We start from the raw sequence: 24905 nt of genomic DNA, 5'->3' as shown, positions 1-24905 counted from the left end.
CGAGGCGAGCGATCTCGACTCCTGGACCACGCCCAACGGGCACAAGATCACGATGCTCCTCGAGGAGGCCGGGCTCACCTATCGCATCGAGCCGAGGCTCGTGCAGGGCTAGGCCAGGCGGTCCTCTGGGCCGTCCCCCTTCCGTCATCAGGGCCGTCGTGCCTCGCGACCCTCAATGGGCGTGATCATGCCCATCGCCGTGATGGTCGTCCTCGGGTGGGGCGGCCGACGCCTCCTGGTGGTGGTCGTCGGTCCCCTGGTCATCCGCCGCCCCGTCGTGGTGGCCCTCACCGGCCTCCCCCTGGGCCCCCGTGGTGTCCGCCATGGCCAGCAGGTTGCCGTGCTCGTGGTCATGGCCATCGTCGGCCACGCCTTGTCGCGCCTCGGGCGCGATCGAGGCGGCATAGTCCTGCTCGGAGAGCTCGGGCAGGCGCTGCAGGAAGGCCACCATCTCCCAGAGCTCGGCATCGTCATGGGTCTCGCCCCAGGCCGGCATGCCGGTCATCTTGATACCGTGCTTGATGATCCAGAATTGCTCGGCCGGCGAACGATGGTTCGGCTCGGCCAGCCGCGGGGGCACGGGGTTCAGGCCCGCCCGCAGCACCGTGCCGTCGAGCCCGGGCTTGAGGTGGCAGGCCGTGCAGAGGTCCTCGTAGGCGCGGGCCCCCTGGCGGATCATCGCGGGGTCGTCGAGGTCGGGCACCTCGATGTCCTCGGCCCGGGAGGACACGGAGGCGTGCATGGTGGAATGCAGGACCGACTCGACCAGCGGCAGGTGATCGTCACTGGCGGCGACGTTGTACATGCCGCTGTGCATGTAGGCCATGGCTCCCGCGCCGAGCAGGCCCAGCCCCAGCACGATGCCGGCAAGGATGCGAAACATATGGGTGAACCTCAGAGTCCTTGGTGGTGTCGGTCATTCGCAAGCGTCGGGACCCACCATCGGCCGAGGTGGCCGGCCGAGCGGCCTGCACGGCGAAGGCGGCTCCCCGCCTGCGAATCCGCGACACAGTGTGCCACGAACGGTCCGGCGCCTCGAATGCCTCCCTCGCTCGGTTAGCCTCGGCAGAACGGCCAGACCTGGTAGAAGCGATCGCAGCGAAACTCGGCCTCGCAGGCGGCCAGCTGCGCGCGATAGCGCCCGGCGGTCGCGGCGACCTGCCGGGCGGCGCGCCGCACGCCGGGCTTGCTGCGGTAGGACCCTCGCCGATAGCCGCCCTGGCCCTCGTGGTAGGCCAGGTAGAGGTGCTCGGGGTTGTGCAGCGACACCCCCGTCATGCGCCGGGTGCGCGCGTTGTACCAGCCGATGAAGTCGGTGGCGTCCTCCATGTCGCTGCGACTGGCGAACCAGCCGGCCGCCTCTGCCTGGTACTCCCCCCACACCGGGTCCTGGGCCTGGGCGTAGCCGAAGGCCGACGACGGGCGGGTCCAGGGGATGAAGCCGAGCAGGCGTCGCCGAGGCGGCTTCACGTGGCTGCGAAAGGACGACTCGCGCTCGATGAAGGCCATCTGCGTCCAGATCGGCGTGCCCCATTTCTGCTCGGTGTCCCGGGCGGCGTCGTACCAGTCCGGTTGCTCGCGGAAGATCTCGCAGAGGTTCGTCTGGTCCCGGGGCGGCGTCGGGGCAAACATGGCGCAGCCCGTCAGGCCGAGGGCCATGCCCAGCAGGCCCAGCCGGCCGACCCATCCTCTCATGCTCCTTCCACCCCTCCAGGCACCTCGACTCGCCATCACCCGCTGTCTCCCGTCATCGGCCCGGCCGCCTGTCGACCGAGCTGATGGCGAGCCTATCACCGCAACCTGCCCGGCGGCAGCCCGGAGGTTCCACGCGCCGGGCGAGTCGCCGCCGGCCCGCGTCAGCGTCGCGCGGCGTTCGTCGCGGCGCGACGGCCCGGCATGGCCAGCGGCCGATGCAGCAGGCCGTAGGCCAGGGCGCCGACCACCACGCCCCAGAAGGCCGAGCCGAGACCCAGGAAGCTCATGCCGGAGGCCGTGGCGAGGAAGGTGATCACCGAGGCCTCCAGGTGATCCTTGCAGGCGGCGAAGGCGCTGACGTTGCTGGTGATGGCCCCGATCAACGCCAGGCCGGCCAGCACGGCGACGAACTCGCCGGGCAGCGAGGTGAACAGCGCCACGATGGTACCGGCCAGGGTCCCCCCGACCAGGTAGAAGACGCCGTTGGCCACGCCGGCGACATAGCGCTTGTCCGGGTTCTCATGGGCCTCCGGGCTGGTGCAGATCGCCGCGGTGATGGCGGCGATCACCGTGGTGATGCCACCGAAGCAGGCGGTCACGAGGGAGGTCAGGCTGGCGACGGTGACGATGGGCCGGGCCGGGGTGTCGTAGCCGGCGGTGCGCAGGATCGCCATGCCCGGCAGGAACTGGCCGGTCAGGCTGACCAGCACCAGCGGGATCGCCAGGCTGAGGGTGCCCTGCCAGGTCCACTCGGGGCGGATGAACTGGGGCGAGGCCAGGCTGAGCGTCACGCCCTCGAGGCTCGCCCCCTCCAGGACGACCGCCAGGACGACGCCGACGATGAGCAGCAGCACCAGGCTGTAGCGCGGCGTCAGGCGCTTGAACACCAGGTAGGCCAGGAGCATGCCGATGGCCAGCGCCGGCACCGATTGCAGCGAGACGAAGACGCCGACGCCGAACTGGAAGAGGATGCCGGCCATCATGGCGCTGGCGATGCCCGGCGGAATCGCCCGGATGATGCGATCGAAGGAGCCGGTGATGCCGATCACGAGGATCACCGCCGCCGCGGTGAGATAGGCCCCCACCGCCTCGCCGAGCGACAGCCCCGGGAAGAGCGTGACCAGCAGCGCCGTGCCCGGTGCCGACCAGGCGGTGACCACCGGCACCTTGAGCCACAGGCTGAGCCCGATGCCGGAGACGGCGGCCCCCATGGAGATGGCCCAGACCCAGGAGGTCATCATGGCGCCGGAGATCTCGGCACTCTGGGCGGCCTGGAAGAAGATGGCCAGGGGGCCGGCATAGGAGACCAGCACCGCCACGAAGCCGGCGGTGACGGCGGGAAGGGACCAGTCCTGGTGGAGTCGCATGACGAGAACCTCGGCGGGGAAACGGGAAGGCGGCACCCGAGGGTGCCGACGAAGGAAAAAAGGCCCGCTCCACCATCGCGGGCGCGGGCCAAGGGAGGATGCCGGGGCAGACGCCGGGGCCTAGCCGGCCTTCCTGGACAGCGGGCGGCGCTCGAAGGTGAAGTCGAAATCCTTGAACTCGACGAGCATCGAGAGCCCCACGCCCAGCACCAGCGCCCAGAAGGAGGAGCCGATGCCGAGGATCTGCAGGCCCGAGACGGCGATCAGGAAGGAGAACATCGCACCCACCTCATGCTTGCCGGAGAAGGTCATGTGCATCGCCGAGCCGATCACCCGCAGCAGCGCCAGGCCGGCGATGATGGCGATGAAGTAGCTCGGCATGGCCTCGATCAGGCTGAACACGAAGCCGTAGAAGGGGGCGGCCACGACGAAGATGATGCCGACGATGACCGCGGCCACCCAGCGCTTGTCGTGACTGCCGGCCTCCGGCCCGGAACAGATGCCGGTCATCGGTGCGGCGATGCAGGTGCTGTGCAGGTTGAAGAAGGCCGAGATCATGGTGCCGAAGCCCCCCACGGCGGTGATGGCATTGGCCGGCGCCTCCTTGAAGCCCATGCCCTTGACCAGGCCCACGCCAGCGGGGGTTTCCATGCCCACCAGGATCAGCGCCAGGGGCAGGCCATAGGCCAGGAAGGCCTCCAGGGTGAAGGTGGGCATGATGAACTCGGGGAGCCTGAAGGAGAACTCCACGCTCGAGAAGTCGGCGCCGGAGGCGGCCATGTACCCGACGCCGACCAGCAGGGTGACGACCAGGGGGGGCACCCGACGCAGGTAGCGCGCCGAAAGGAAGAAGGCCAGGATCATCACCACCGCCGGCAGCATGGCATCCTGCAGCGGCATCACCATGTTGATGCCGAACTTGAGCAGGATGCCCGCGACCATGCCCATGACGATGGGCATCGGAATCAGCCGCATGACCAGGCTCATCATTCCGGCCAGGCCGACGACCAAGGCGATGGCCCCGGCGAGCAGCGTCGCCCCCAGGGCCTCGTTGAGCCCCACCACGGGAATGATGGCGGCGAACAGCAAGGCACCGGGAATGGAGTTGGCCATCGGCAGGGGCAGCCGATAGTAGGCCGGCAGGAAGAGCCCGAACAGGCCGTTGATCATCAGATAGCTGATCACCCACAGCAGGGTGAACTCCTGGGGGAGCCCGGCGGCGGTGCCGGCGCTGATATGGATGATACCCGCGCTGAGGCCAAAGATCCCGGCCACCAGGCCGGCACTGAGGTTGTCGGCATTGAGATCGCGGATGAAGTCGCGTGGCGCGGACACGAGACCCACGCCCTTTTCGATATGCTTCATGATCTGCTCCAGGGGTTATTGTCGTTGGAGGTCAGGAGAACGCCCGATGCGCTAGCCCAGGTCACCACCGGCCACCGGCACCACCGTGCCGGTGATGTAGCTGGCCTCGTCCGAGGCGAGGAACAGGATCGGCGCGGCCATCTCGTCCAGGGTGCCGTAGCGGCCCATCAGGCAGCTCGCCTTGGTCTGATCGATATGCGCCTGGAACCAGGCCTGCTCCGTTTCATTGCGGGGCTCCGGCGTGCCGCGCGAGATCCGCCGCGGCGGCGCCTCGGTACCGCCCGGCGCCGTAGCCACCACACGAATGCCGTGCTCGGCATACTCGAAGGCCAGCGACGCCGTCATGGCGTTGACGCCGCCCTTGGCCGCCGAGTAGGGAATCCGGTGGATACCGCGGGTCGCCGCCGAGGACACGTTGACGATGACGCCACTGCCCTGCTCCACCATGCTGGGCAGAGCCGCGCGGCAGCACCACAGGGTCGGCATCAGCGAACGGGTGATCTCGGCCGAGATCTCGGTATCGCTGAACTCGGTGAACGGCTTGAAGTTGATCGCCCCGCCCACGTTGTTGATCAGGATATCGAGACGCCCGAAGTGCTCCCGGGCCCGGGTCATGGCGTCCTCGGCGCCCTCCCAGGTCTCCAGGTCGGCCTGCAGGGCGATGGCCTCGGCCCCCTGCTCGCGCAACTCGGCCGCCACCGCCTGGACATGGTCGGCGCGGTCCACCAGGGCCAGACGGGCACCCTCGGCGGCGGCGCGCTCGGCGACGCGCTGGCCGATGCCCTGGGCGGCGCCGGTGACCACCATCACCCGGTCCTGGAAACGTGGGCCAGCGAAGCGTTGGCGGTTCATGCGGCCTCCCCGGGTGCCTGGTTGGGGGTGAACTTCTCGTAGTGGAAGCTCTGCGGGGCGATGCCCTGCTCGTCGAAGTGCTTGAGCACGGCGTCGACCATGGGCGGCGGCCCGCACAGGTAGACATCGACATCGCCGTCGTGCAGGACCTCGGCATCCATATGGTGGGTGACGTAGCCCTTGCGCGGGTGATCGCTGTCCTCGTCCACCACCACGGTGGCGTAGCTGAAGGTCGGCAGGCGCTCCCTGAGGGCATCCAGGGCCTCGGTCTTGACCAGGTGATCGTCCTTGTTGACGCCGTAGATCAGGTGCACCGGCGCCTCGCAGCCCTGCTCCGCCAACTGCTCGAGCATCGACAGGAAGGGGGCCAGGCCGGTGCCGCCGGCCAGCATCAGCACCGGCCGGGTGATCTCGCGCAGGTAGAAGCTGCCCATCGGCCCGGTCAGGGTGAGGCGCTCACCGGGCTTGGCCTGGTCGCTCAGGTAGCCGCTCATCAGGCCATGGGGGACGTTGCGGATCAGGAAGGTGGCCCTCGAGGCGCCCGGCCGGGAACTGAAGGAGTAGGAGCGATGCTCCTCGGTGCCCGGCACGTCGATGTGGATGTACTGGCCGGGCAGGAAGGCCAGCTCGGCGTCGTCATCGAGGTCGATGGCCAGCTCGATGCTGTCCTCGGAGAGTGGCTCGACCACGGCCACGGTGCCCTCGAGCTTGCCGACCGCGGTCTTGCACAGGGTCGAGGCCACCGGCACCTGGAGGACGCAGTCGGTCGACGGCACCATCTGGCAGGTCAGCACCTGGCCCTCGGCGGCCTCCTCGTCGGAGAGCGCCTCCTCCAGGTACTCGTCACCCATGTCGAACTCGCCCTGCTCGCAGTGGCCCTTGCAGGTGCCGCAGACGCCGTCGGAGCAGTCCATGGGCAGGTTGACCTTCTGCCGGTAGGCCGCGTCGAGGACGGTCTCGCCTTCCTTGCAGCCGATGAAACGGGTCACGCCGTCCTCGAAGTTGAGGGCAATGGTGTAGCTCATGGTCGTTCTCCTCCCCCACCGGATCAGATGTGATAGATGTCGATGACCTGGTGGATGTAGTCGTTGTTCAGCACCACCTTCTTGTCGCTGATCAGCGGTGTCTCGCCGGACACGTCCAGGGTGTAGAAGGACGTCCCGAAGAACTGGTTGGTCTGCTGGTAGCGGTGGCTCAGGGTGTGCCAGTTGAAGCGCAGCTTCACTTCATCGCCCTCCTGCCCCAGCACCTCCAGGTTGCCGATCAGGTGCGTGGTGCGCGGCTCGGGGAGGCTGGTCGCCCCGGAGCGCTCGGTCTTGATCCGGTAGACCCGGTCCTCGAGCCCCTCGCGGTTCGGGTAGTAGATCAGCGAGATCTCGCTTTGCGGGTCCTCGGTGAGCCGGTCGTCGTCGTCCCAGGCCGGCATCCAGAACACCGCGTCCTTGCGGTAGCACTCGAGCCACGCGTCCCACTGGCGGTCGTCGAGCAGGCGCGCCTCGCGAAAGACGAAAGCCTGGATATCGTGATAGCTGATGCTCATGGTCACTCCTCCCCTCTTCACAGTCGCTGGCGCTTAGGCGGACGCGGTGGCGATGTACTGGCTGCGTTCCTTGTCGATGGCACGCAGCATCTCCTCGACCCAGTGCTGGTGGTGCAGCACGTAGAGCCCCTCGTCCTCGGGGGACGCTCCGCTCAGCAGCGGCTTCATGTCGATCGCCTGGGCGTTGTCGTCGGCGCCCTCGATCCATTGCTTGGCGCCGCGGCTGAGGTCGTTCCACTCGGCGTCGCGGGCGGCGTAGCCGTTCTGGCAGGCGCGGAATTCCTCCAGGTCATCCGGCGTGCCCATGCCCGAGACGTTGAAGAAGTCCTCGTACTGGCGGATGCGCACACGGCGGCTCTCCGCCGATTCGCCCTTGGGCGCGAAGCAGTAGATGGTCACCTCGCTCTTGTCCACGGACAGCGGGCGGATCACCCGGATCTGGGTGGAGAACTGGTCCATCAGGTAGACGTTGGGGTAAAGGCAGAGGTTACGGGTCTGGTTGACGATGGAGTCGGCCCGCGCCTCGCCCAGCTCGGCCTCGATCTCGTCCTTGCGGCCGTAGACGGGACGCACCTCGGGGTTGAGCAGCCGGGTCCACAGCATCATGTGGCCGTTGGCGTAGGAGTAGAAACCGCCCTGGCTCTTCGACCAGCCGTCGGCGTCCACCGCCTGGGTGCCGCCGGCGTCGTAGTTGCGCCGGTCCATGGTCGAGGCGTAGTTCCAGTGCACCGAGCTGACGTGGTAGCCGTCGGCGCCGTTCTCCGCGCCCAGCTTCCAGTTGCCGTTGAAGGTGTACGACGAGGTGCCGCGCAGGATCTCCAGGCCTTCCGGCGCCTGGTCGACGATATTGTCGATCACCTTGGTGGTCTCGCCCAGGTACTCCTCCAGCGGCATCACGTCATCGCTCAGGCTGCCGAACAGGAAGCCCTTGTAGTTGCCGAACGTCGGCAGGCGCTTGAGGTCGTGGGAGCCTCCCTGCTTGAAGCCGTCGGGGTAGGCGCCGGTCTTCTCGTTCTTGGCCTTGAGCAGCTTGCCGTCGTTCTTGAAGGTCCAGCCGTGGAACGGGCAGGTGAAGGTGCCCTTGTTGCCGCGCTTCTTGCGGCACAGGGTGGCGCCGCGGTGGGCGCAGGCGTTGAGCAGGCCGTGCAGTTCGCCCTGCTTGTCGCGGGTGATGATCACCGGCTGGCGGCCCAGGGTCACGGTCATGTAGTCGCCCGGCTCACTGATCTGGCTCTCGTGGGCCAGGAACACCCAGTTGCCCTCGAAGATGTGCTTCATCTCGAGCTCGAAGAACTCGGGGTCGGTGAAGATGCTGCGATGGGCGCGGAAGATACCGGCCGCGGCGTCGTCGACGACGGCACCGCGGACGCGTTGTTCGAGACGATCGAGCTTGCTGGTCATGATTCAATACCTCGATATCTTGTCGTATCTGTCTGTCGGAGCTTGTCCGGCGGAATGCCAGGGGCAGATGCCGATCAGACCCTGGCGGTGCCGGCCTGCTGGCTGGCCTGATCCTGCTCGTCTTCCTTGGCGCGCGGGCGCTTGTGGCGATGCTGCAGCTCAGGGTCGTCGGTCCTGGCCAGCTCGATATCGAAGGTCACCTCGGAGAAGGGGCCATCCAGCTCGCGCCTGGCGATCTCGTCCTGATCCTCGATGCGGTGCGCCGGGATCACCAGCTCCTCGCGGGTAGCGAAGGCGAAGTCGTCGAAGGTGTAGGGGTCGCCGGCCAGGTTGATCTGGGTGGTCAGGTGCTGGTGCCCCGGCGCCGAGATGAAGTAGTGGATATGCGCCGGACGCTCGCCGTGGCGGCCCAGCGCCTTGAGCACCTGGTCGGTCGGCGCGCCTTCCGGGACCCCGTAGCCGGAGGGGATGATGCTGCGCGCGGTGTAGCGACCTTCGCTGTCGGTGATGATGGAGCGACGCAGGTTGTAGTCGCTCTGGGTCGGGTCGAAGAAGGAGTAGCCGCCCTTGGAGTCGGCGTGCCAGATCTCGACCTTGGCACCGGCGATGGGGGTGCCGTCGACGTCGCGCACCTGGCCGGTCAGCCACATGGTCTCACCATCCGGGTCCTTGCCGTCATCCATGCGCGCGAAGCCTTCGGCTTCCGGGGCGCCGGCCACGTACAGCGGGCCCTCGATGGTGCGCGGGGTCCCCCCGGTGCGCTTGGCCTCGGCATCGATGGCGTCCTGGCGCATGTCCAGGAAGTGGTCGAAGCCCAGCCCCGGTGACAGCAGGCCGAACTGGGTCTCGCCCCCCAGGGCGTTGAGCATGCTGACGGCGGACCAGAACTCCTCGGGGCTGACGTCGTAGTCGTCGATCAGGCGGTAGAGGTCGGAGAGCAGGCGGTGCATGATCTGCTTGGCGCGCTCGTTGCCGCCAGCCTGGTCGAAGCCGCTGACGGTCTTCAGGAAGTCCTGGACCTCGGGAGTGTCGAAAATCTTCACGGTCATGCTGGCATCCTCGTTCTTGTGGTTGGCTGGCCCGCCCGATGGCAGGCGCTGGCTGCAATCGTGCCGTCAGGCATCGTCCTCGCGGATCGACGAGGGGTGGCGACACAGCGGCGTGACACTGATCTCCATGTAGGGAAAGAGCGGGAGGTTCGAGACGATCTCCTGCAGTTCGGCGTTGTCCTGCACGTCGAAGATGCTGACGTTGGCGTAGCTGCCGGCGACCCGCCACAGGTGGCGCCACTTGCCGGCGCGCTGCAGCTCCTGGGCATAGGCCTTCTCGGTCGCCTTGATCTCGGCGGCCCGCTCGGCCGGCATGTCCGGCGGCAGCTTCACGGTCATTTCCACTTGAAACAGCATGTTTCTCCTCCTCTTGAATCTGGCCAGGGGCCCTTACTGGCGCGAATAGTGGGCGAGCTTGTCCTCGTCGAGGGTGATACCGAGCCCGGGACCGGCCGGCAGGTCGACCCCGAACTCGTGGTACTGGAGCGGCTCGGCGACGATGTCGTCCTTGAGCAGCAGCGGCCCGAACATCTCGGTGCCCCAGGCCAGTTCGCCGAGCGTCGACCAGGCATGCAGGGACGCGGCGGTGCCGAGGGTGCCCTCGAGCAAGGTGCCGCCATAGAGGCCGATGCCGGCGGTCTGGGCCAGGTGAGCCAGTTCCAGCGCCGCCACTGGCCCGCCGGACTTGGCGATCTTGAGGGCAAAGGCGCCACTGAAGCCGCGCGCCGCCAGGTCGAGGCCGTCGCGGGCGTCGGCCACCGCCTCGTCGGCCAGCATCGGCACCCGAAAGCGGTTGGCCAAGCGCACCAGGCCGGCATGCTCGCGGGCGGGAATCGCCTGCTCGATCAGCTCGATGCCGGCATCCTGCAGGGCCGCGATGCCACGCACCGCGGTGGCCTCGTCCCAGGCCTGGTTGACGTCGACCCGTACGCTGGCTCGCTCCCCCAGCGCCGCCTTGATGGCCGCGACATGCCGTACGTCCTCGTCCAGGTCACGGGCGCCGATCTTCAGCTTGAAATCACAGTGGCGACGGTCGTCGAGGCGCTGGCAGGCCTCGTCGATATCCTTGTCGGTCTCCCCCGAGGCCAGCGTCCACAGCACCGGCAGATGCGCGTGGCGCGCGCCGCCGAGCAGGTCGGCCACCGATACCCCCAGTCGCTTGCCTCGGGCGTCGAGCAAGGCGGTCTCAAGCGCCGACTTGGCGATCATGTTGCCGCGGGTATGGCGGGCCATCCGGGCGCGCAGGACGTTGAGGTTGTCGGCGGGCTGGCCGATCAGCAGTGGCGCCAGGTAGGCGTCGATATTGCGCTTGATACTCTCCGGGCTCTCGGGACCGTAGGCCAGGCCGCCGATGGTGGTGCCCTCGCCCAGGCCCTCCACGCCGTCGCTGTGGCGCATGCGCACGATGACCAGCGTCTGGCAGGCCATGGTGGTCATGGAGAGCTTGTGGGGGCGAATGGTCGGCAGGTCGACCAGCTGCGTCTCGATGGATTCGATCACGGATGACATGGAGGCTCCCGAAAGGCGGCATGCTGAACTGTTGGAGGCAGTTTGATTGCGCCCCGGGAAAGGAACCAATATGGTTTTGGTGGTTAGCCATACCCTGGAGGTATCATGGAGCTACGTCACCTGCGGTACTTCTGCGTGGCGGCCGAGGAACTGAACATGACCCGGGCGGCCGCCCGCCTGCACATGGCACAGCCACCCTTAACTAGACAAATCAACCAGTTGGAAGAAGAGATCGGCACTCGCCTGTTCGAGCGGAGCCCCCGGGGGCTGACCCTCACCCCGGCGGGCCAGTTCTTTCATGAGCATACCCTGCAGATACTCGACAAGGTCGACACCACCGTCGCGGGCACCCGGCGCATCGCCCGCAGCAAGCGCCAGCTGTTCGGCATCGGCTTCGTGCCGTCGGTGTTCTACGGTCAGCTTCCGCTGCTGGTGCGTGGCCTGCGACAAAAGGATGACGTCGAACTGACGCTGGTCGAGCTGACCACGGTGCAGCAGATCCAGGCGCTCAAGGCGGGTCGCATCGACATCGGATTCGGCCGGCTGAGGATCGACGACCCGGAGGTCGAGCAGGAGGTGCTGTTCGAGGAGCCGATGATGGCGGCGCTGCCCAATGGTCACCCGCTGGAAGGCACCACGCCGACCATGGCGCAGCTGGCCGAGTATCCGCTGATCCTGTTCCCGGCCACACCGCGACCGAGCATGGCGGACACCGTACTCGGCATGTTCCGCCGCCGCGGCCTGCGGGTGCAGGTCGCCCAGGAGGCCAACGAGATGCAGACCGCCCTGGGCCTGGTGGCCTCGGACCTGGGCATCACCCTGGTGCCCGAGCAGGTTCGCCGGCTGCAGCGCGACGGGATCAACTATGTCTACCTCGCGGAGACACACATCACCATCCCCATCCTGTGCAGCCGGCGACGGGGCGAGCCGCCCAGCGAGATCATGCGCGAGGCCAACGCCATCCTCGAGGTGCTGGTCGAGAATCGCCGAACGGGCCGCTACCCCTGACCCTGCTTCCGTCATTGCCCCCGGCGGTCTCCGGCCGACGCGTGGTCGGCATCGGCGAGCGACCCGCCGCACGGGCCCGGGGCTCGCCCCTGCCACGGCCAGGCGAGCCGGCCCCGAGCCGGTGCCGCCCCCCTGCCATTGCCGGTCCCTTCGCCCCTCACCCTCGCTAGCCATTGCAGGGCTATCGCAGTTAGCGTTGCCGCTCGGGGCTGATTCGTCGACAGGTCTACGAGGGGGCGCTGTGAACCCCTCCCTGGGCGCTACCGACGCCATCCTTGGCGTAGGACCCCCTCTACGACCTGTCCCCTGCGCCCCTCGCCACTCAACTGCGATTGCCCTGCCAGTCATTGCCAGTATGTTGAACATAAGCTAGCATCGCGGTTATTTAGTGGAGACCCGCCTTGTCGACTCGCTCCCGCCCGGACACCGTGCGCCCCAGCATCGCCGACCACCTCGCCCGGGAGATCTTCTCCGGCCGCTACCAGCCCGGTGACTTCGTGCCCAAGGAAGTGGATCTCGCCGAGCGGTTCGCGATCAACCGCTCGGCGGTGCGCAGCGACCTGCGTCAACTGGTCGATGTCGGCATCATCGAGCGCATCTCCGGACATGGCTCCAAGGTGCGCGAGTACGATGCCTGGAACATCCTCGACCCCCTGGTCACCGACTGGATGACCCGCTACGCCACCCCCAACCCGGAGATCCAGCGCGAGATCCTGGCCTTTCGCCTCGACGTGGAGCCCTACGTGGCCATGACCGCCGCCCGGCGTGCCACCGCCCGCGACCTGGTCGCCATCGAGGAGGCCTTCGAGGGCATGGGGCAGAACCTGCACGGCGGCAACGGCGAGGCCGGCCGCCTGCACAGCGACTACGACGTCGCCTTCCACGTCGCCATCTACAAGGCCACCCACAACATCGTCTGGGCGCAGCTCTCGCATATCCTCAGGCCCTCGATCTACATGCTGATCGAGAAGTCCAACGTCAGCGCCAGCGACCCCGAGGAGAGCCTGGAGCGCCACCGCCAGTTGATGGAATGCATCCGCGCCCGCCGCCCCCGGGAGGCCTTTCTCGCCGCCCAGGCGGTCCTGGCCGGGACCGCCGACGCCCTGGGCATCCCCCCCGGCGACGCCATCCTGGGCAGCCAGCTGGACCTGCCCCCGACGCAGGCCTGACCGTCCGGCACGACGCCCCGGTGAGCCGGCCCGTCCCGAAATGCGATCGGCTCCCACGCCGCAGCATGGGAGCCGATCGCGCTCGGAAAAGCGGCTGACTAGGCTCGCGAGCGACGGGTCTGCTTCCAGCGGTCGAACATCACCGCCAGCAGCAGGATGGCGCCACGCACCAGGTACTGGTAGAAGGTCGGCACGTTGAGCAGGCCCATGGCATTCTGCACGCAGCCCATGATCAGCACCCCGACCAGCACGCCGGTGATCGAGGCGATGCCGCCGGACAGCGCCACGCCGCCCAGCACGCAGGCGGAGATCACGGCGAGCTCCAGGCCCAGGGCGGTGTTGGGATCGCCAAGGCCCATGCGCGAGGTCAGCAGCACCCCGGCGATACCGGCGACCACGCCCTGCAGGCCGAAGACGATGATCTTCAGACGGCGCACGTTGACCCCCGCCAGGGCCGCGGCCTCGGCGTTGCCGCCGGTGGCCAGGACGTTGCGCCCGAAGGCGGTCATGTTGAGCAGCACGCCGAAGATCACGAAGCAGGCGATCATGGTCCACACCGGCAGGGTGAGGCCCAGGAAGGAGGCGCTGCCCAGCTCGAAGAAGGCCGGCACGGTGATCATCACCGCATCGCCGCCGGAGGTGATGTAGGCCAGGCCGCGCACGAACTCCATGGCCGCCAGGGTGGCGATCAGCGAGTTGATGCCGAAGCGCGCCACCACCAAGCCGTTGAAGGCCCCCACGGCACCGCCGGCGACCACCCCGCCGAGCACGCCGATGATCACGCTGCCCGAGGCCGAGGTGGCCACCGCGGCGACCACCCCGGCGAAGGCCACGATGGAGGCCACCGAGAGGTCGACCTCGCCCAGCGCCAGCACCAGCATCATGGTCGTCGCGATGGTGCCGATCAGCGTCACCGAGAGCAGCAGCCCGATCATGTTGCGGCCGGTGAGGAAGTCGGGGATGAACACCGACAGGGCCACGAACAGCACCAGGAAGATGGCGATCAGCCCCGAGGTGTCGAGCAGGGTACGCAGCGGCTTGGTGAGCCCCTGGCGGCCCTCGGGCCGGGCCGGGGCGGCGCCCTCGCCCTGCGCGATCTCTTGCGTATTCATAGGATTCTCTCTCGCGGTTGGTGTGGTGTCAGGCGATTCGTTCAGGCGGGCAGCGCCAGGCCCAGCAGGCGTTCGGGGGTGGCGTCGTCGCGCGCCACGATGTCGACCAGGGCGCCGTCGCGCATCACTCCGATGCGGTCGCAGATCGAGCTGACCTCGGCCAGGTCGCTGGAGATCACCACCACGCTCTTGCCCTGGTCGGCCAGGTCGTAGAGCAGGGTGTAGATGTCGCGCCGGGCGCCGACATCGATGCCGCGGGTCGGCTCGTCCATGACGAACAGCTCGATCTCCTCGGACAGCCAGCGAGCCAGGATCACCTTCTGCTGGTTGCCGCCGGACAGGGTGCTGATGCGGGTCCGCGGCCCCGGCGTCTTGATGCTCAGCCGCCGGATGTAGTCGCGGGTGTTGGCCATCTCGCGCGACGGCTGGCGGAACAGTCCCCAGCGCTTGAAGAAGCGTCGACAGCTGACGTTGAGGTTGTCGGAGACGCTGGCGATGGGGAAGATGCCCTGGGACTTGCGGTCCTCCGGACACATGGCGATGCCGGCGCGTATCGCCTCGGCGGGCGTGCGGAAGCGACGCGGCTCGCCGGCGAAACGCACCTCGCCTCCGCGCGGGCGCTCGACGCCGCAGACCAGCCGCATCAGCTCGCTGCGGCCGGCGCCGACCAGGCCGAACAGTCCGAACACCTCGCCGCGGCGGACGTTGAAGCTGACCGGCTCGCTCAGCCCCTTGCCGGCGATGGCGTCGATGGCCATCAGCTCCTCGCCCGCCTCCCGGGCGCGATAGCCGTAGACGTCCTCGATGTCGCGCCCCACCATCTCGCTGACCAGGGTGTCGTGGTCCAGGGCCTCGAGGCTGTCGTGGGTGCGGATGTGCCGGCCGTCGCGGAACACCGTGACCGCATCGCACATCTCGAATACTTCCTCCATGCGGTGGGTGACGTAGAGCACCACCCGCCCCTCGTCGCGCAAGCGCTTGACGATGCGCTTGAGCTGGCGGGTCTCCTGCACGGAGAGGCTGCTGGTGGGCTCGTCGAAGGCGATCACCTTGGCATCGCGCAGCAGGGCGCGACCGATCTCGATCATCTGCTGCTGGCCGATGGACAGCTCACGCACCTTGGTGGCGGGATGGATGGCGTCCTCGCCCAGGTCGCGCAGGATGCGCAGGGCCTCCTCGCGCATGCGGCGGCGATCGACGAAGCCGCGCCTGGCCGGCAGCTGGCCGAGCAGCAGGTTCTCGGCCACCGAGAGGTTGGGCGACAGCGTCAGCTCCTGGTAGATGATGGCGACCCCCTGGCCGAGGGCCTCGCGGGCGTTGGCGAAGACGTGGCGCTCACCGCCCAGCCACAGGGCGCCCTCGGTGACACGATTGACGCCGCTGAGCACCTTGAGCAGGGTCGACTTGCCGGCGCCGTTCTCGCCCATCAGGGCATGCACCTGGCCGGCATGGGCGGCGAAGCTCACCCCGTCCAGCGCGCGCACGCCGGGAAACTCGACGCTGATGCCGTCGAAACGCAGATAGGGTTCTGACATGGGGGCAGACTCCTCAGCGGGCGGGCCCCCGGCCCCGCGGGGGCCGGGCGGGCGGGATCAGAGGCCGAGCTCATCGCGCACGGCCTGCCAGTTGTCGCGGGTCATCAGGGTGCCGGTGGTCACGGTGTTGCCCGGCGGCTCGTCGCCCTCGGTGACCCAGGCATAGAGGTTCTCCGCGGTCTGGCGACCATGCATGGTGGAGCTCACCGCCACGGTGCCGTGAAAGCCGGTGGGGTTCTCGCGGGAGAACTCGGCGAAGGCGGCGCCGGAGCCGTTGATGCCCACGCCGATCACGTCCTCGGCGCCCAGGCCATACTGCTCGCTGGCACGCACGCCCCCCAGCACGCTCTCCTCGTTGAGGGCATAGATCACCCAGTGCTCATAGTCGCCGCGCTTGGCGAACACCGGCGAGGCCGCCGAGAAGGCACTGGCGGTATCGCTGTTCTGCTGGGGGGCATCGAAGATATTGCCCTCGGGGAAGCCGGCCTCGAGCAGGGCATCGGTGGCGCCGTCGGTGCGCTCCTTGGCGGTGGGCAACTCGTAGTTGGTGATGCGCAGCGCGGCGACCTCCTCGGGATTCCAGCCGCGCGCGTCCATCTCGGCGGCGAGGGCCTCGCCCACCTGCTGGCCGATCTTGTAGCCGGACATGCCCAGGTGGGGGACCCCCTCCATGGGCTCGCCGTCGGGGCCGACGAAGCGGTCATCGACGGTGACCACCTTCATGCCGTACTGCTCGGCGCGGTTCATGATCGCCGGGCCGAGGCGCACGTCCGGCGGGCAGATCACGAAGCCCTGGGCCCCCTGGGAATGGAGGTTGTCGATGGCGCTCAGCACTTGCTGGCCATCCTCGCCGGCCAGGCGCACCACCTCGAAGCCCTGCTTCTCGCCGAGGGCGGTGGCGGCCTTCTGCTCGTTGATGAACCAGGCCTGCTCGGGCTTCTTGACGATGAAGCCCAGGGTCACCTCCTCCTGGGCCAGGGCGATGGTGGGGGCAGACAGGGCCAGGCCGGCGCCCAGGGTAACGGTGGCGATCAGTGAAAGGGGTCTCATCGCGTACTCCTGTGGTGATCTCGATTGTTGTTATGCACCCCGCGGGCAGCCCTTCAACTGCCGCGGTAATGGTCACCCTACGCCGTGACAACCATAACTCTCCAATAGCATTCGGCGCATAAAGTGATATCCATATGGTTATCAACCTGAATGAAGGGGGCGCTACGGGGACACGGACAGGACGACGGGGGCGACAACGCTGCGACTAAAGTGTGGCCAACGGACGCGGTGCGCCGGGCCGGTCTGGCGGGCGGCCGACTCAGCGGGTCGAGAAATGCCACCGGGTATGGCTCCGGTAGGTCTCTCCCGGTAATCGCAGCATCGAGGGGAAATCGGGGTGGGCCCGCAAGCGCCGGGTGGTGATGGGGTTCTCTCTGGACACCGCTTTTGGTAACCGCTGATACTGGCTTGGCGCTCTACTCATATTCATCTGGTTATCATGCCCATGACGCCTCCTGCCCATGACGGTCGCCTGACGCCGGACTGGTTTCTCGACGTGCGACTGAAGTGTCGCCACCTGCAGTTGCTCGCCGCCCTCGACGAGCATCGCAACCTGCATCGCGCCGCCGCCAGCCTGGCGATCAGCCAGCCCGCCGCCTCGAAGCTGCTCGCGGAGCTGGAAGCCCGACTCGACGTCAGGCTCTTCGAGCGTCACGCCCGGGGGCTCGACCCCAACTGGTATGGCGAGATCATGGTGCGTCGGGCCCGCAGCATGCTCTCGGAGTTGCAGCAGACCGGGGACGAGCTCAACGCCCTGCGCGCCGGCAATGCCGGCCGTGTCTCGGTGGGCACGGTCATGGACCCAGCGGTCACCCTGCTGTCCCAGGCCCTGGAAGCCACGCGCAGCGACCTGCCCAGGCTCAAGGTGAACGTCGACGTGGACGTCAGCCAGCGGCTGATCCCGCGCCTGCTCGAGGGTGAGCTCGACATCGCCCTGTGCCGCATCCCGGCGGGCTTCGATCACGGCCAGTTCGTCTTCGAGGAGATCGGCGAGGAAGTCATCAGCCTGATCTGCCGGCACGGCCATCCGCTGACGGCCACGGCCGCCCCCGAGCTGGTCGAGATGATCGACTACCCCTGGTCCCTGCAGCCGCCCGGCGCCCTGATGCGCCAGCGCTTCGACTACCTGCTCAGCTATCACGGCCTGGCGCCCCCCACACAGGTCGTCGACACCCCGGATATCCTGGTATCGCTGGCCCTGGTGGCGGCCTCCGACACGCTGACGGTGACCACCCGGGAGGTGGCCGAGCTGCTCTGCGACCCACAGCGCTTCTGCCTGCTGCCGACCCCGCAACCGGTGAACGTCCAGCCCTACGGCCTGGTCACCCTGAGGGCCAAGCGCCTGTCGCCCGGGGCGGCGGCACTCACCACCCAGCTGCGCGAGGTGATCCGCCGCCGCGAGCTCCGCTGAGGGGCCCGGTCACCCCACAGCCGCTGATCGAGAGGTCACCAGTCAGTCGTGGAACGGCGCCACGGCCTGCCGGTGGCCGAGCATCAGGGCATCGGCCACGTGGCGCAGGGGGGCGATGTCCATATCGCTCGCCCCGCGCTCGAGCAGGTCGCGGAAGTGAGCATAGACGCCCGGGTACTCCCGCTCCGGCTCATCCATCACCGTCTCGCCGTCGATGACCAGGCGGGCGCCCCCCTTCTCGAGCGTCAACACGCCCTGCGCGGTGTCGATGCGCATCTCCCAGCACGGCGGGTCTTCGTGGCGGAAGTCGAGATCGGCCTCGATCTCGACCCCGGCGGCAGTGCGGAACGCGAGGGCCGCGGCGATCGGCGTCTGGCAATTCTGCGGGATCTGGAGGGTCGCGCGGCGCAGGAAGAACGGTGCCAGCAGCTCGGTGGCGATGGACAGCGCGTTGATGCCGGGGTCGAAGACCCCCATGCCACCGGCTTCCCAGAGCCAGTGCTGGCCGGGGTGCCAGACCCGCACGTCTTCATGCCAGCGGATGGCCACGCCGCGCACGGCCTTGTCGGCCAACCACGCCCTGGCGGTGGCGATCCCCGGCGCGAACCGCGAGTGCCAGGCGGCGAACAGCACCCGGTCCCGCGCGGCGGCGAGGACCCTCAGGTCCTCGATCTCGGCCAGGGTCGCGCCGGGGGGTTTCTCCAGCAGCACCGCCTTGTCGTGGCGCAGCGCCAGGGAGGCGAGCTCGTGACGCAGGTGGGCCGGGGTACAGATCGCCACCCCGTCAAGGCTCGGCTCGGCGTTGAGCATCGCCGCCAGGGACGGATAGGCGGTGACACCGTCGAGGCGGGCATGGGGATCCGCCGTGGCGACGAGTTCGAGGCCGGGGGTGGCGGCGATGGCGGCCAGGTGCTGGTCGCGGGCGATCTTGCCGACACCGGCCAGGCCCAGGCGAAAGGCGGACATGAGGCTCTCCTCGGTGGGTCGCGCCGGAGGCGGCGGGCGCTCCGGCGACGGGCTAGTGGTTATCCCTCGGCGGGCTGCGGCGCGCCACGTCGCGATACTTCGGCGCCGGCGCCAGGGTCATGCCGCGATCCAGCGGCTCGACCATCGAGCGCTGGATCTCCTGCCAAGGCGTCTGGTGAGCGGGATAGCGATAGCCGCCCTGCCGCTCGAGTCGCTCACGCCTCGCCGCGAGTTCGGCGTCATCGACCATGAGGCGTACCTCGCCGCGGCCGAGGTCCACCCGCAGCCGGTCCTCCGTCTCGAGCAGCGCCAGCGGCCCGCCGGTGGCCGCCTCCGGCGAGGCGTTGAGGATCGACGGCGAGCCGGAGGTGCCCGACTGGCGCCCGTCGCCGAGGCACGGCAAGGCCTCGATGCCGGCACGAATCAGCGCCTCGGGCGGCTGCATGTTGACCACCTCGGCCCCGCCGGGATGGCCCACCGGGCCGGCGCCGCGCATCACCAGGATGGTGGTCGCGTCGATGCCGAGCGCCGGGTCGTCGATGCGCGCATGGTAGTCCTCGGCGCCATCGAAGACCACCACGCGACCCTCGAAGGCCTCGGGATCATCCAGGGCCTCGAGGAAGCGCCGGCGGAAGTCGGCGGAGATCACGCTGGTCTTCATCAGCGCCGAGTCGAACAGGTTGCCGGTGAGGTTGAGGAAGCCGGCGTGTTCGACCAGCGGGTTGGCGTAACGGCGGATCACCTCGGGGTCCCGGGTCTCGCGCCCCGCCAGGTTCTCGCCCATCGTCCGGCCATTGACGGTCGGCGCCTCGCCGTGGAGCCGGCCGGCCTCCAGCAGCTCGTGCATCACCGCCGGCACGCCGCCGGCGCGGTGGAACTCCTCGCCCAGATAGGCCCCGGCCGGCATCACGTTGGCCAGTAGTGGCACCTCGTGGCCCAGGCGCTGCCAGTCGTCGTTGTCGAGGGCGACGCCGGCATGCCGGGCGATGGCGTTGACGTGGATCGGCGCGTTGGAGGAGCCACCCAGCGCCGAGCAGGTGACCACGGCGTTCTCGAACGCCTCGCGGGTCAGGATGTCGCTCGGCCGCAGGTCCCCCCGGACCATGTCGACGATGCGCTCGCCGGTCCGGTAGGCGACCGCGCCACGTTCCTTGTAGGGGCCGGGGATCATCGCCGAGCCGGGCAGGCTCATGCCCAGCGCCTCGGCCAGCGAGTTCATGGTCGAGGCGGTGCCCATGGTATTGCAGTGGCCCACCGAGGGCGCGGAATCGGCGATCCGCGACAGGAACTCGGGGTAGTCGATGTCGCCGGCGGCCAGGCGCTTGCGCATCTCCCAGACGATGGTGCCCGAGCCGACACGCTCGGCGCCCCGCCAGCCGTTGAGCATCGGCCCGCCGGAGAGCACGATCGCCGGGATATTGACCGTGGCCGCGGCCATCAGGCTGGCCGGGGTGGTCTTGTCGCAGCCGGTGGTCAGCACCACGCCGTCCAGCGGGTAGCCGTGCAGCACCTCGACCAGGCCCAGGTAGGCGAGATTACGGTCCAGCGCCGCGGTGGGGCGGCGCACGTTCTCGTGGATGGGGTGCATGGGGAACTCGAAGGGCACTCCGCCGGCGGCGCGGATGCCGTCCTTGACCCGCTTCACCAGCTCCACGTGGTGGCGGTTGCAGGGCGTCAGGTCGGAGCCCGACTGGCAGATGCCGATGATCGGGCGCCCGCTGGTCAGTTCCTCCAGGGTGACGCCCTGGTTCAGGTAGCGCTCGAGGCATAGCGCGGTGGTGCCGGGGTGGTCCGGGTTATCGAACCAGTCGCGCGAGCGGAGTGGGTCGGGGGAGATCCGGCGTGACTCTTGGGCCATGTCTGCACCTCTATCGTGATGATGGCGTCGTTACAGTCGGGAATAAGTTAAACATACTAACCATATGTTAAACATATCTAGATGACCGTAGAAGACCGACCGGGACACCGGGGCCCTCCCCGAAGGGGAACTTGCCGGCCTAGCGCCGCTGCCAGTAGCGGGCGAGCCTGGTGCGATGTCGTATACATCCTTCGGCATGACGCACAGAGAACGATAATCGGATGCCCGGCCTGCATCATGGCACCCCCCAACAATCCAACACGGTTTCTGCCATGGTCTATACAAGCGCCATCCTGCTGAGCCTGATCGGCTATTTCGTCATCGGCCACCTGGCCGGGCGTCGGGTCAAGCACCTCGACGACTACCTGGTCGCGGGGCGCAACGCCCCGACCTTTCTCATCCTCGGCACCCTGGTCGCCAGCTACCTGAGCACCAGCGCCTTCCTCGGCGAGACCGGCTTCGCCTACCAGGGCTATCCCTTCGTGATGCTGATCTTCGCCGCCATCAGCACCTCCGGGTGCCTGCTCGGCGCCCTGGCCTTCGGGCGCTACCTGCGCCGCAGCGGCGCCCTGACCGTGCCGGAGTTCTTCGGCAAGCGTTTCGCCTCCAAGCGCGTGCAGAGGATCGCCGGGCTGACCACCGTGCTCGGCCTGGGCGCCTACCTGCTGGGCGTGATGCAGGGCGCCGGCATCATGTTCGAGGAGCTCACCGGACTGCCCTACTGGGTCGGCCTGGTGCTGGTGTGGCTGACCTACACCGGCTTCATCCTCTACTCCGGCTCGCCGGGCGTGATGCTGACCGACACGATCATGTTCGTGATCTTCTCGGTGGCGGCGCTCGGCGGCTCGATCTACATCATCCAGGACCTGGGCGGCTGGCACGGCGTGGTCGAGGGGCTCCTGGCCCAGGGCGACAAGCCCGGCATCGCGCTGTGGCACGGCGTCCTGCAGGGTGACGACGCGACCTTCTCCACGCCGGGCGAAGCCCTGACCTGGGGCCTGACCCTGGGCCTGGTGTGGGCCGCCGTGCTGGCGGCGAGCCCCTGGCAGTCCAGCCGCTACCTGATGGCGCGCAACGAGCACGTGGTGATGCGCTCGGCGATGCTCACCGCGGTCTCGCTGGCCGTCTTCTACGCCCTGATGATGATGACCGGCGCGGCCATCAACCTCTACGACCCGACCCTGAACGGCGAACGCGCCATGGTGTGGGCGGCCCTCAACGTCCTGCCGGCCTGGCTGGGCGTGGTGATCCTCACCGGCGTCTTCGCCGCCGGCCTGTCCTCCTGCTCGACCTTCCTGTCGATCATCGGCTTCAGCATCTCCAACGACATCCTGCCGGCCAACCGCAACGAAGCCTCGGCCATGCGCGCCAGCCGGATCGCGGTGCTAGGAGCCGGTCTGATCGCCCTGATCCTGGCGCTGTTCCAGCCGCCGGCGGTGATGGCCGTGGTGTGGTTCGCGGCGACCCTGTTCGCCTCCTCCTGGGGCCCGGTGGCGCTGATGAGCATCTGGAGCCGCCGGATCACCGCCGCCGGCGCTGGCTGGGGCCTGACGGTCGGCTTCGTCGGCAACCTCATCCTGTCGCTGATGGTGCAGGCCGAGTGGCTCGCGCTGCCGACCTACCTGCACCCCGTGCTGCTCAGCACCCTGATGGCGCTGGTGGCCATCGCCGTGGCCTCGTCGCTGACCCGAGTCAGCCAGGCCGAGCGCGACTACCGGGCCTTCCTGCATCGTGCCGACGAGCACGAGCCCAGCGGCTGGACCGCCGGTTCCCGCGGGGTGGCCGCGTTCACCATGCTGGCGGGCGTCGGCGTCGGTGCCTTCCTGTGGCGCCAGTACGCCGATACGCTGGCCGCGCTCGCCGGCCAATTCGGCATCCCCGAATCCGCGGTCACCGGCGCCTACGCCCTGGCCGTCGGCTGCGGCGGCATGCTGGTCATCGCCGGCGCCGTGGGTTACCGGGTGGTACGGTCCCGGAATGCCCCGGCACACAACGCCCGTCCCGCCGAGTCCTGACAACCGCCCGCCCCCTCACGACGATGCCGGTGGCGGGACAGCACCGGCATCCCCGCCGACGGCGGTAGCCCATGGCCGACATTTCGGCTCAGCCCAGCCGGCCGGCGCTACCGCCACTTTCCTCGAGGCCTATCGGAGGCAAGCGGCGTGGCGAGGCACCACCCCGTATCTTAGAGCCCCGCGTCCCCTCGCCTCAGTGCGAGTGGCGCGGCACCTCGGCGCCGCGCTTGCCGACCAGGAAGTCGAAGTCGCAGCCCTCGTCGGCCTGCAGGACGTGCTCGATGTAGAGCTGGCGATAGCCGCCGCTGCGGGCGATCTCCTTCGACTCGGCGGTGGGGTCGCCCTCGGCCAGCCGCGCTTTGAGCTCGGCCTCGTCGACCTCCAGGTGCAGGCGGCCGCCGTCGCAGTCGAGCTCGATCCAGTCGCCGTTGCGCACCGCCGCCAGCGGGCCGCCGGCCGCCGCCTCCGGCGCCACGTGCAGCACCACGGTGCCGTAGGCGGTGCCGCTCATGCGCGCGTCCGAGATGCGCACCATGTCGGTGACGCCCTGCTCCAGCAGCTTGGACGGCAGGCCCATGTTGCCGACCTCGGCCATGCCGTGATAGCCGCGCGGACCGCAGTTCTTCATCACCAGGATGCTGTCGGCGTCGACCGCCAGGTCCGGGTCGTTGATGCGCGCCTTGTAGTCGTCGAAGTTCTCGAACACCACGGCGCGGCCGCGATGCTGCATCAGCTCGGGGCTCGCCGCCGAGGGCTTGAGCACCGCCCCGCCCGGGGCCAGGTTGCCACGCAGCACGCACATCCCGCCATCTGCGCGTAAGGGAGAGTCCAGCGGACGGATCACTTCGTCGTCGTAGAGCGGCGCCTCGCAGACGTTCTCCCACAGGGTCTTGCCGTTGACGGTCAGGGCGTCCTTGTGGGGTAGCCGGTCGGCCTCGCCGAGGCGCCTGAGCACCGCGGGCAGCCCGCCGGCGTAATAGAACTCCTCCATCAGGAAGCGCCCCGACGGCTGCAGGTCGACGATGGTCGGCGTGCCGCGGCCGATGCGCGTCCAGTCGTCCATCGTCAGATCGACGCCGATGCGCCCGGCGATCGCCTTGAGGTGGATCACCGCGTTGGTCGAGCCGCCGATCGCCGCGTTGGTGCGGATGGCGTTCTCGAAGGCCTCGCGGGTCAGCACCTTCGACAGCCTGAGATCCTCGTCGACCATCTCGACGATGCGGTTGCCGGAGAGGTGCGCGAGCACGTAGCGACGCGAATCCACCGCCGGGATCGCGGCATTATGCGGCAATGAAACGCCCAGGGATTCCGCCATGCAGGCCATGGTCGAGGCGGTGCCCATGGTGTTGCAGGTCCCCGCCGAGCGCGACATGCCGGCCTCGGCAGCCATGAAGTCGTGGATCGAGATCTTGCCCGCCTTGACCTGCTCGGAGAGCTGCCAGACCACGGTGCCCGAACCGATGTCCTTGCCCTCGTGCTTGCCGTTGAGCATCGGCCCGCCGGTCACCACGATGGTCGGCAGGTCACAGCTCGCCGCACCCATCAGCAGCGCCGGGGTGGTCTTGTCGCAGCCCACCAGCAGCACCACCGCGTCCATCGGATTGCCGCGGATCGCCTCCTCGACATCCATGCTGGCCAGGTTGCGGGTGAACATCGCCGTGGGACGCAGGTTGGACTCGCCGTTGGAGAACACCGGAAACTCCACCGGATAGCCGCCGGCCTCCAGGATGCCCTGCTTGACGTGCTCGGCGATCTTGCGGAAGTGGGCGTTGCAGGGGGTCAGCTCCGACCAGGTGTTGCAGATGCCGATGATCGGCTTGCCCTGGAACTCGTGGTCGGGAATGCCCTGGTTCTTCATCCAGCTGCGGTACATGAAGCCGTTCTTGTCGGCGCTGCCGAACCATTCGGCACTGCGCAACCGGCGCTTGCTGTCGGTCATGGGAGTCTCTCCTTTCGCGTATCGCGGCCTGTCTTTCGCCTCAAAGGCGTCGCCCAAATGCGGC

General features: G+C 68.5%; 21 protein-coding genes. 4 read left to right on the top strand and 17 right to left on the bottom strand.

Annotated elements, in window-relative coordinates:
* Window positions 1–172: 172 nt before the first annotated feature.
* The 11 genes from OCT48_RS07900 to OCT48_RS07850 form a co-directional block, all read right to left on the bottom strand.
* On the bottom strand, window positions 173–883 hold the full coding sequence (locus OCT48_RS07900; protein WP_263592148.1) for a c-type cytochrome: 711 nt from the start codon (window positions 881–883) through the stop codon (window positions 173–175).
* 173 nt (window positions 884–1056) lie between these two features.
* Window positions 1057–1695, bottom strand: coding sequence for a lysozyme-like domain containing protein (locus OCT48_RS07895; protein ID WP_263592147.1), 639 nt, complete (start codon window positions 1693–1695; stop codon window positions 1057–1059).
* Between the two features lie 161 nt (window positions 1696–1856).
* Window positions 1857–3062, bottom strand: a complete 1206-nt coding sequence (locus OCT48_RS07890; protein WP_263592146.1) for a benzoate/H(+) symporter BenE family transporter — start codon at window positions 3060–3062, stop codon at window positions 1857–1859.
* 120 nt (window positions 3063–3182) lie between these two features.
* On the bottom strand, window positions 3183–4427 hold the full coding sequence (locus OCT48_RS07885) for a benzoate/H(+) symporter BenE family transporter (protein WP_263592145.1): 1245 nt from the start codon (window positions 4425–4427) through the stop codon (window positions 3183–3185).
* Between the two features lie 51 nt (window positions 4428–4478).
* Entirely contained in the window at window positions 4479–5279 is an 801-nt protein-coding gene (benD, locus tag OCT48_RS07880; protein ID WP_263592144.1) for a benzoate diol dehydrogenase BenD, read from the bottom strand.
* The gene (benC, locus tag OCT48_RS07875) at window positions 5276–6304 is read right to left on the bottom strand and encodes a benzoate 1,2-dioxygenase electron transfer component BenC (protein ID WP_263592143.1); all 1029 of its coding nucleotides are present in this window, start codon (window positions 6302–6304) and stop codon (window positions 5276–5278) included. Before benC ends, benD begins: the two co-directional genes overlap by 4 nt.
* 23 nt (window positions 6305–6327) lie before the next feature.
* Window positions 6328–6819, bottom strand: a complete 492-nt coding sequence (benB, locus tag OCT48_RS07870) for a benzoate 1,2-dioxygenase small subunit (protein WP_263592142.1) — start codon at window positions 6817–6819, stop codon at window positions 6328–6330.
* 33 nt (window positions 6820–6852) lie between these two features.
* Window positions 6853–8220 (bottom strand): Rieske 2Fe-2S domain-containing protein, encoded by a 1368-nt coding sequence (locus OCT48_RS07865; RefSeq protein WP_263592141.1) that lies wholly within the window; start codon window positions 8218–8220, stop codon window positions 6853–6855.
* 74 nt (window positions 8221–8294) lie between these two features.
* Window positions 8295–9269, bottom strand: coding sequence for a catechol 1,2-dioxygenase (gene catA / locus OCT48_RS07860; protein ID WP_263592140.1), 975 nt, complete (start codon window positions 9267–9269; stop codon window positions 8295–8297).
* Between the two features lie 66 nt (window positions 9270–9335).
* Window positions 9336–9626 carry a muconolactone Delta-isomerase gene (catC, locus tag OCT48_RS07855; RefSeq protein ID WP_263592139.1) on the bottom strand — a complete coding sequence of 97 codons (291 nt, stop codon included), beginning with the start codon at window positions 9624–9626 and terminating at the stop codon, window positions 9336–9338.
* A gap of 33 nt (window positions 9627–9659) precedes the next feature.
* Window positions 9660–10778: a muconate/chloromuconate family cycloisomerase gene (locus OCT48_RS07850; protein ID WP_263592138.1), complete on the bottom strand. Its 1119-nt coding sequence runs from the start codon at window positions 10776–10778 to the stop codon at window positions 9660–9662.
* A 105-nt stretch (window positions 10779–10883) separates the two neighbouring features.
* Between OCT48_RS07850 and OCT48_RS07845 the strand changes: the two genes are divergently transcribed.
* On the top strand, window positions 10884–11786 hold the full coding sequence (locus OCT48_RS07845; RefSeq protein WP_263592137.1) for a LysR family transcriptional regulator: 903 nt from the start codon (window positions 10884–10886) through the stop codon (window positions 11784–11786).
* A 401-nt stretch (window positions 11787–12187) separates the two neighbouring features.
* Window positions 12188–12955, top strand: a complete 768-nt coding sequence (locus OCT48_RS07840; protein ID WP_263592136.1) for a FadR/GntR family transcriptional regulator — start codon at window positions 12188–12190, stop codon at window positions 12953–12955.
* 98 nt (window positions 12956–13053) lie between these two features.
* On the opposite strand, the gene araH is transcribed toward OCT48_RS07840, so the two are convergent.
* The 3 genes from araH to OCT48_RS07825 are packed head-to-tail and all read right to left on the bottom strand — an operon-like array spanning window position 13054 to window position 16652.
* Window positions 13054–14067: an L-arabinose ABC transporter permease AraH gene (gene araH, locus OCT48_RS07835; protein ID WP_263592135.1), complete on the bottom strand. Its 1014-nt coding sequence runs from the start codon at window positions 14065–14067 to the stop codon at window positions 13054–13056.
* 41 nt (window positions 14068–14108) lie between these two features.
* Entirely contained in the window at window positions 14109–15602 is a 1494-nt protein-coding gene (gene araG / locus OCT48_RS07830) for an L-arabinose ABC transporter ATP-binding protein AraG (protein ID WP_263592134.1), read from the bottom strand.
* Between the two features lie 57 nt (window positions 15603–15659).
* A complete protein-coding gene (locus OCT48_RS07825) occupies window positions 15660–16652 on the bottom strand; it encodes an arabinose ABC transporter substrate-binding protein (protein ID WP_263592133.1) in 993 nt (330 codons plus the stop codon).
* 445 nt (window positions 16653–17097) lie between these two features.
* Between OCT48_RS07825 and OCT48_RS07820 the strand changes: the two genes are divergently transcribed.
* Window positions 17098–18063, top strand: a complete 966-nt coding sequence (locus tag OCT48_RS07820; RefSeq protein ID WP_263592132.1) for a LysR family transcriptional regulator — start codon at window positions 17098–17100, stop codon at window positions 18061–18063.
* A 42-nt stretch (window positions 18064–18105) separates the two neighbouring features.
* On the opposite strand, the gene OCT48_RS07815 is transcribed toward OCT48_RS07820, so the two are convergent.
* Both OCT48_RS07815 and OCT48_RS07810 read right to left on the bottom strand, forming a co-directional pair.
* Entirely contained in the window at window positions 18106–19029 is a 924-nt protein-coding gene (locus OCT48_RS07815) for a Gfo/Idh/MocA family protein (RefSeq protein WP_263592131.1), read from the bottom strand.
* A 52-nt stretch (window positions 19030–19081) separates the two neighbouring features.
* Window positions 19082–20887, bottom strand: a complete 1806-nt coding sequence (locus OCT48_RS07810) for an IlvD/Edd family dehydratase (protein ID WP_263592130.1) — start codon at window positions 20885–20887, stop codon at window positions 19082–19084.
* A gap of 272 nt (window positions 20888–21159) precedes the next feature.
* Between OCT48_RS07810 and OCT48_RS07805 the strand changes: the two genes are divergently transcribed.
* Window positions 21160–22902 carry a sodium:solute symporter family protein gene (locus OCT48_RS07805; protein ID WP_263592129.1) on the top strand — a complete coding sequence of 581 codons (1743 nt, stop codon included), beginning with the start codon at window positions 21160–21162 and terminating at the stop codon, window positions 22900–22902.
* A 193-nt stretch (window positions 22903–23095) separates the two neighbouring features.
* Here OCT48_RS07805 and OCT48_RS07800 read toward each other — a convergent pair whose 3' ends face one another.
* Window positions 23096–24841, bottom strand: coding sequence for an IlvD/Edd family dehydratase (locus OCT48_RS07800; RefSeq protein WP_263592128.1), 1746 nt, complete (start codon window positions 24839–24841; stop codon window positions 23096–23098).
* Window positions 24842–24905 lie beyond the last annotated feature (64 nt).

Source organism: Halomonas sp. M4R1S46 (assembly GCF_025725685.1).
In the GTDB taxonomy this organism is placed as follows: Bacteria; Pseudomonadota; Gammaproteobacteria; order Pseudomonadales; family Halomonadaceae; genus Halomonas.
The sequence above is the reverse complement of the archived record's forward strand: the minus strand, read 5'-3'. Positions and strand labels throughout refer to the sequence as shown.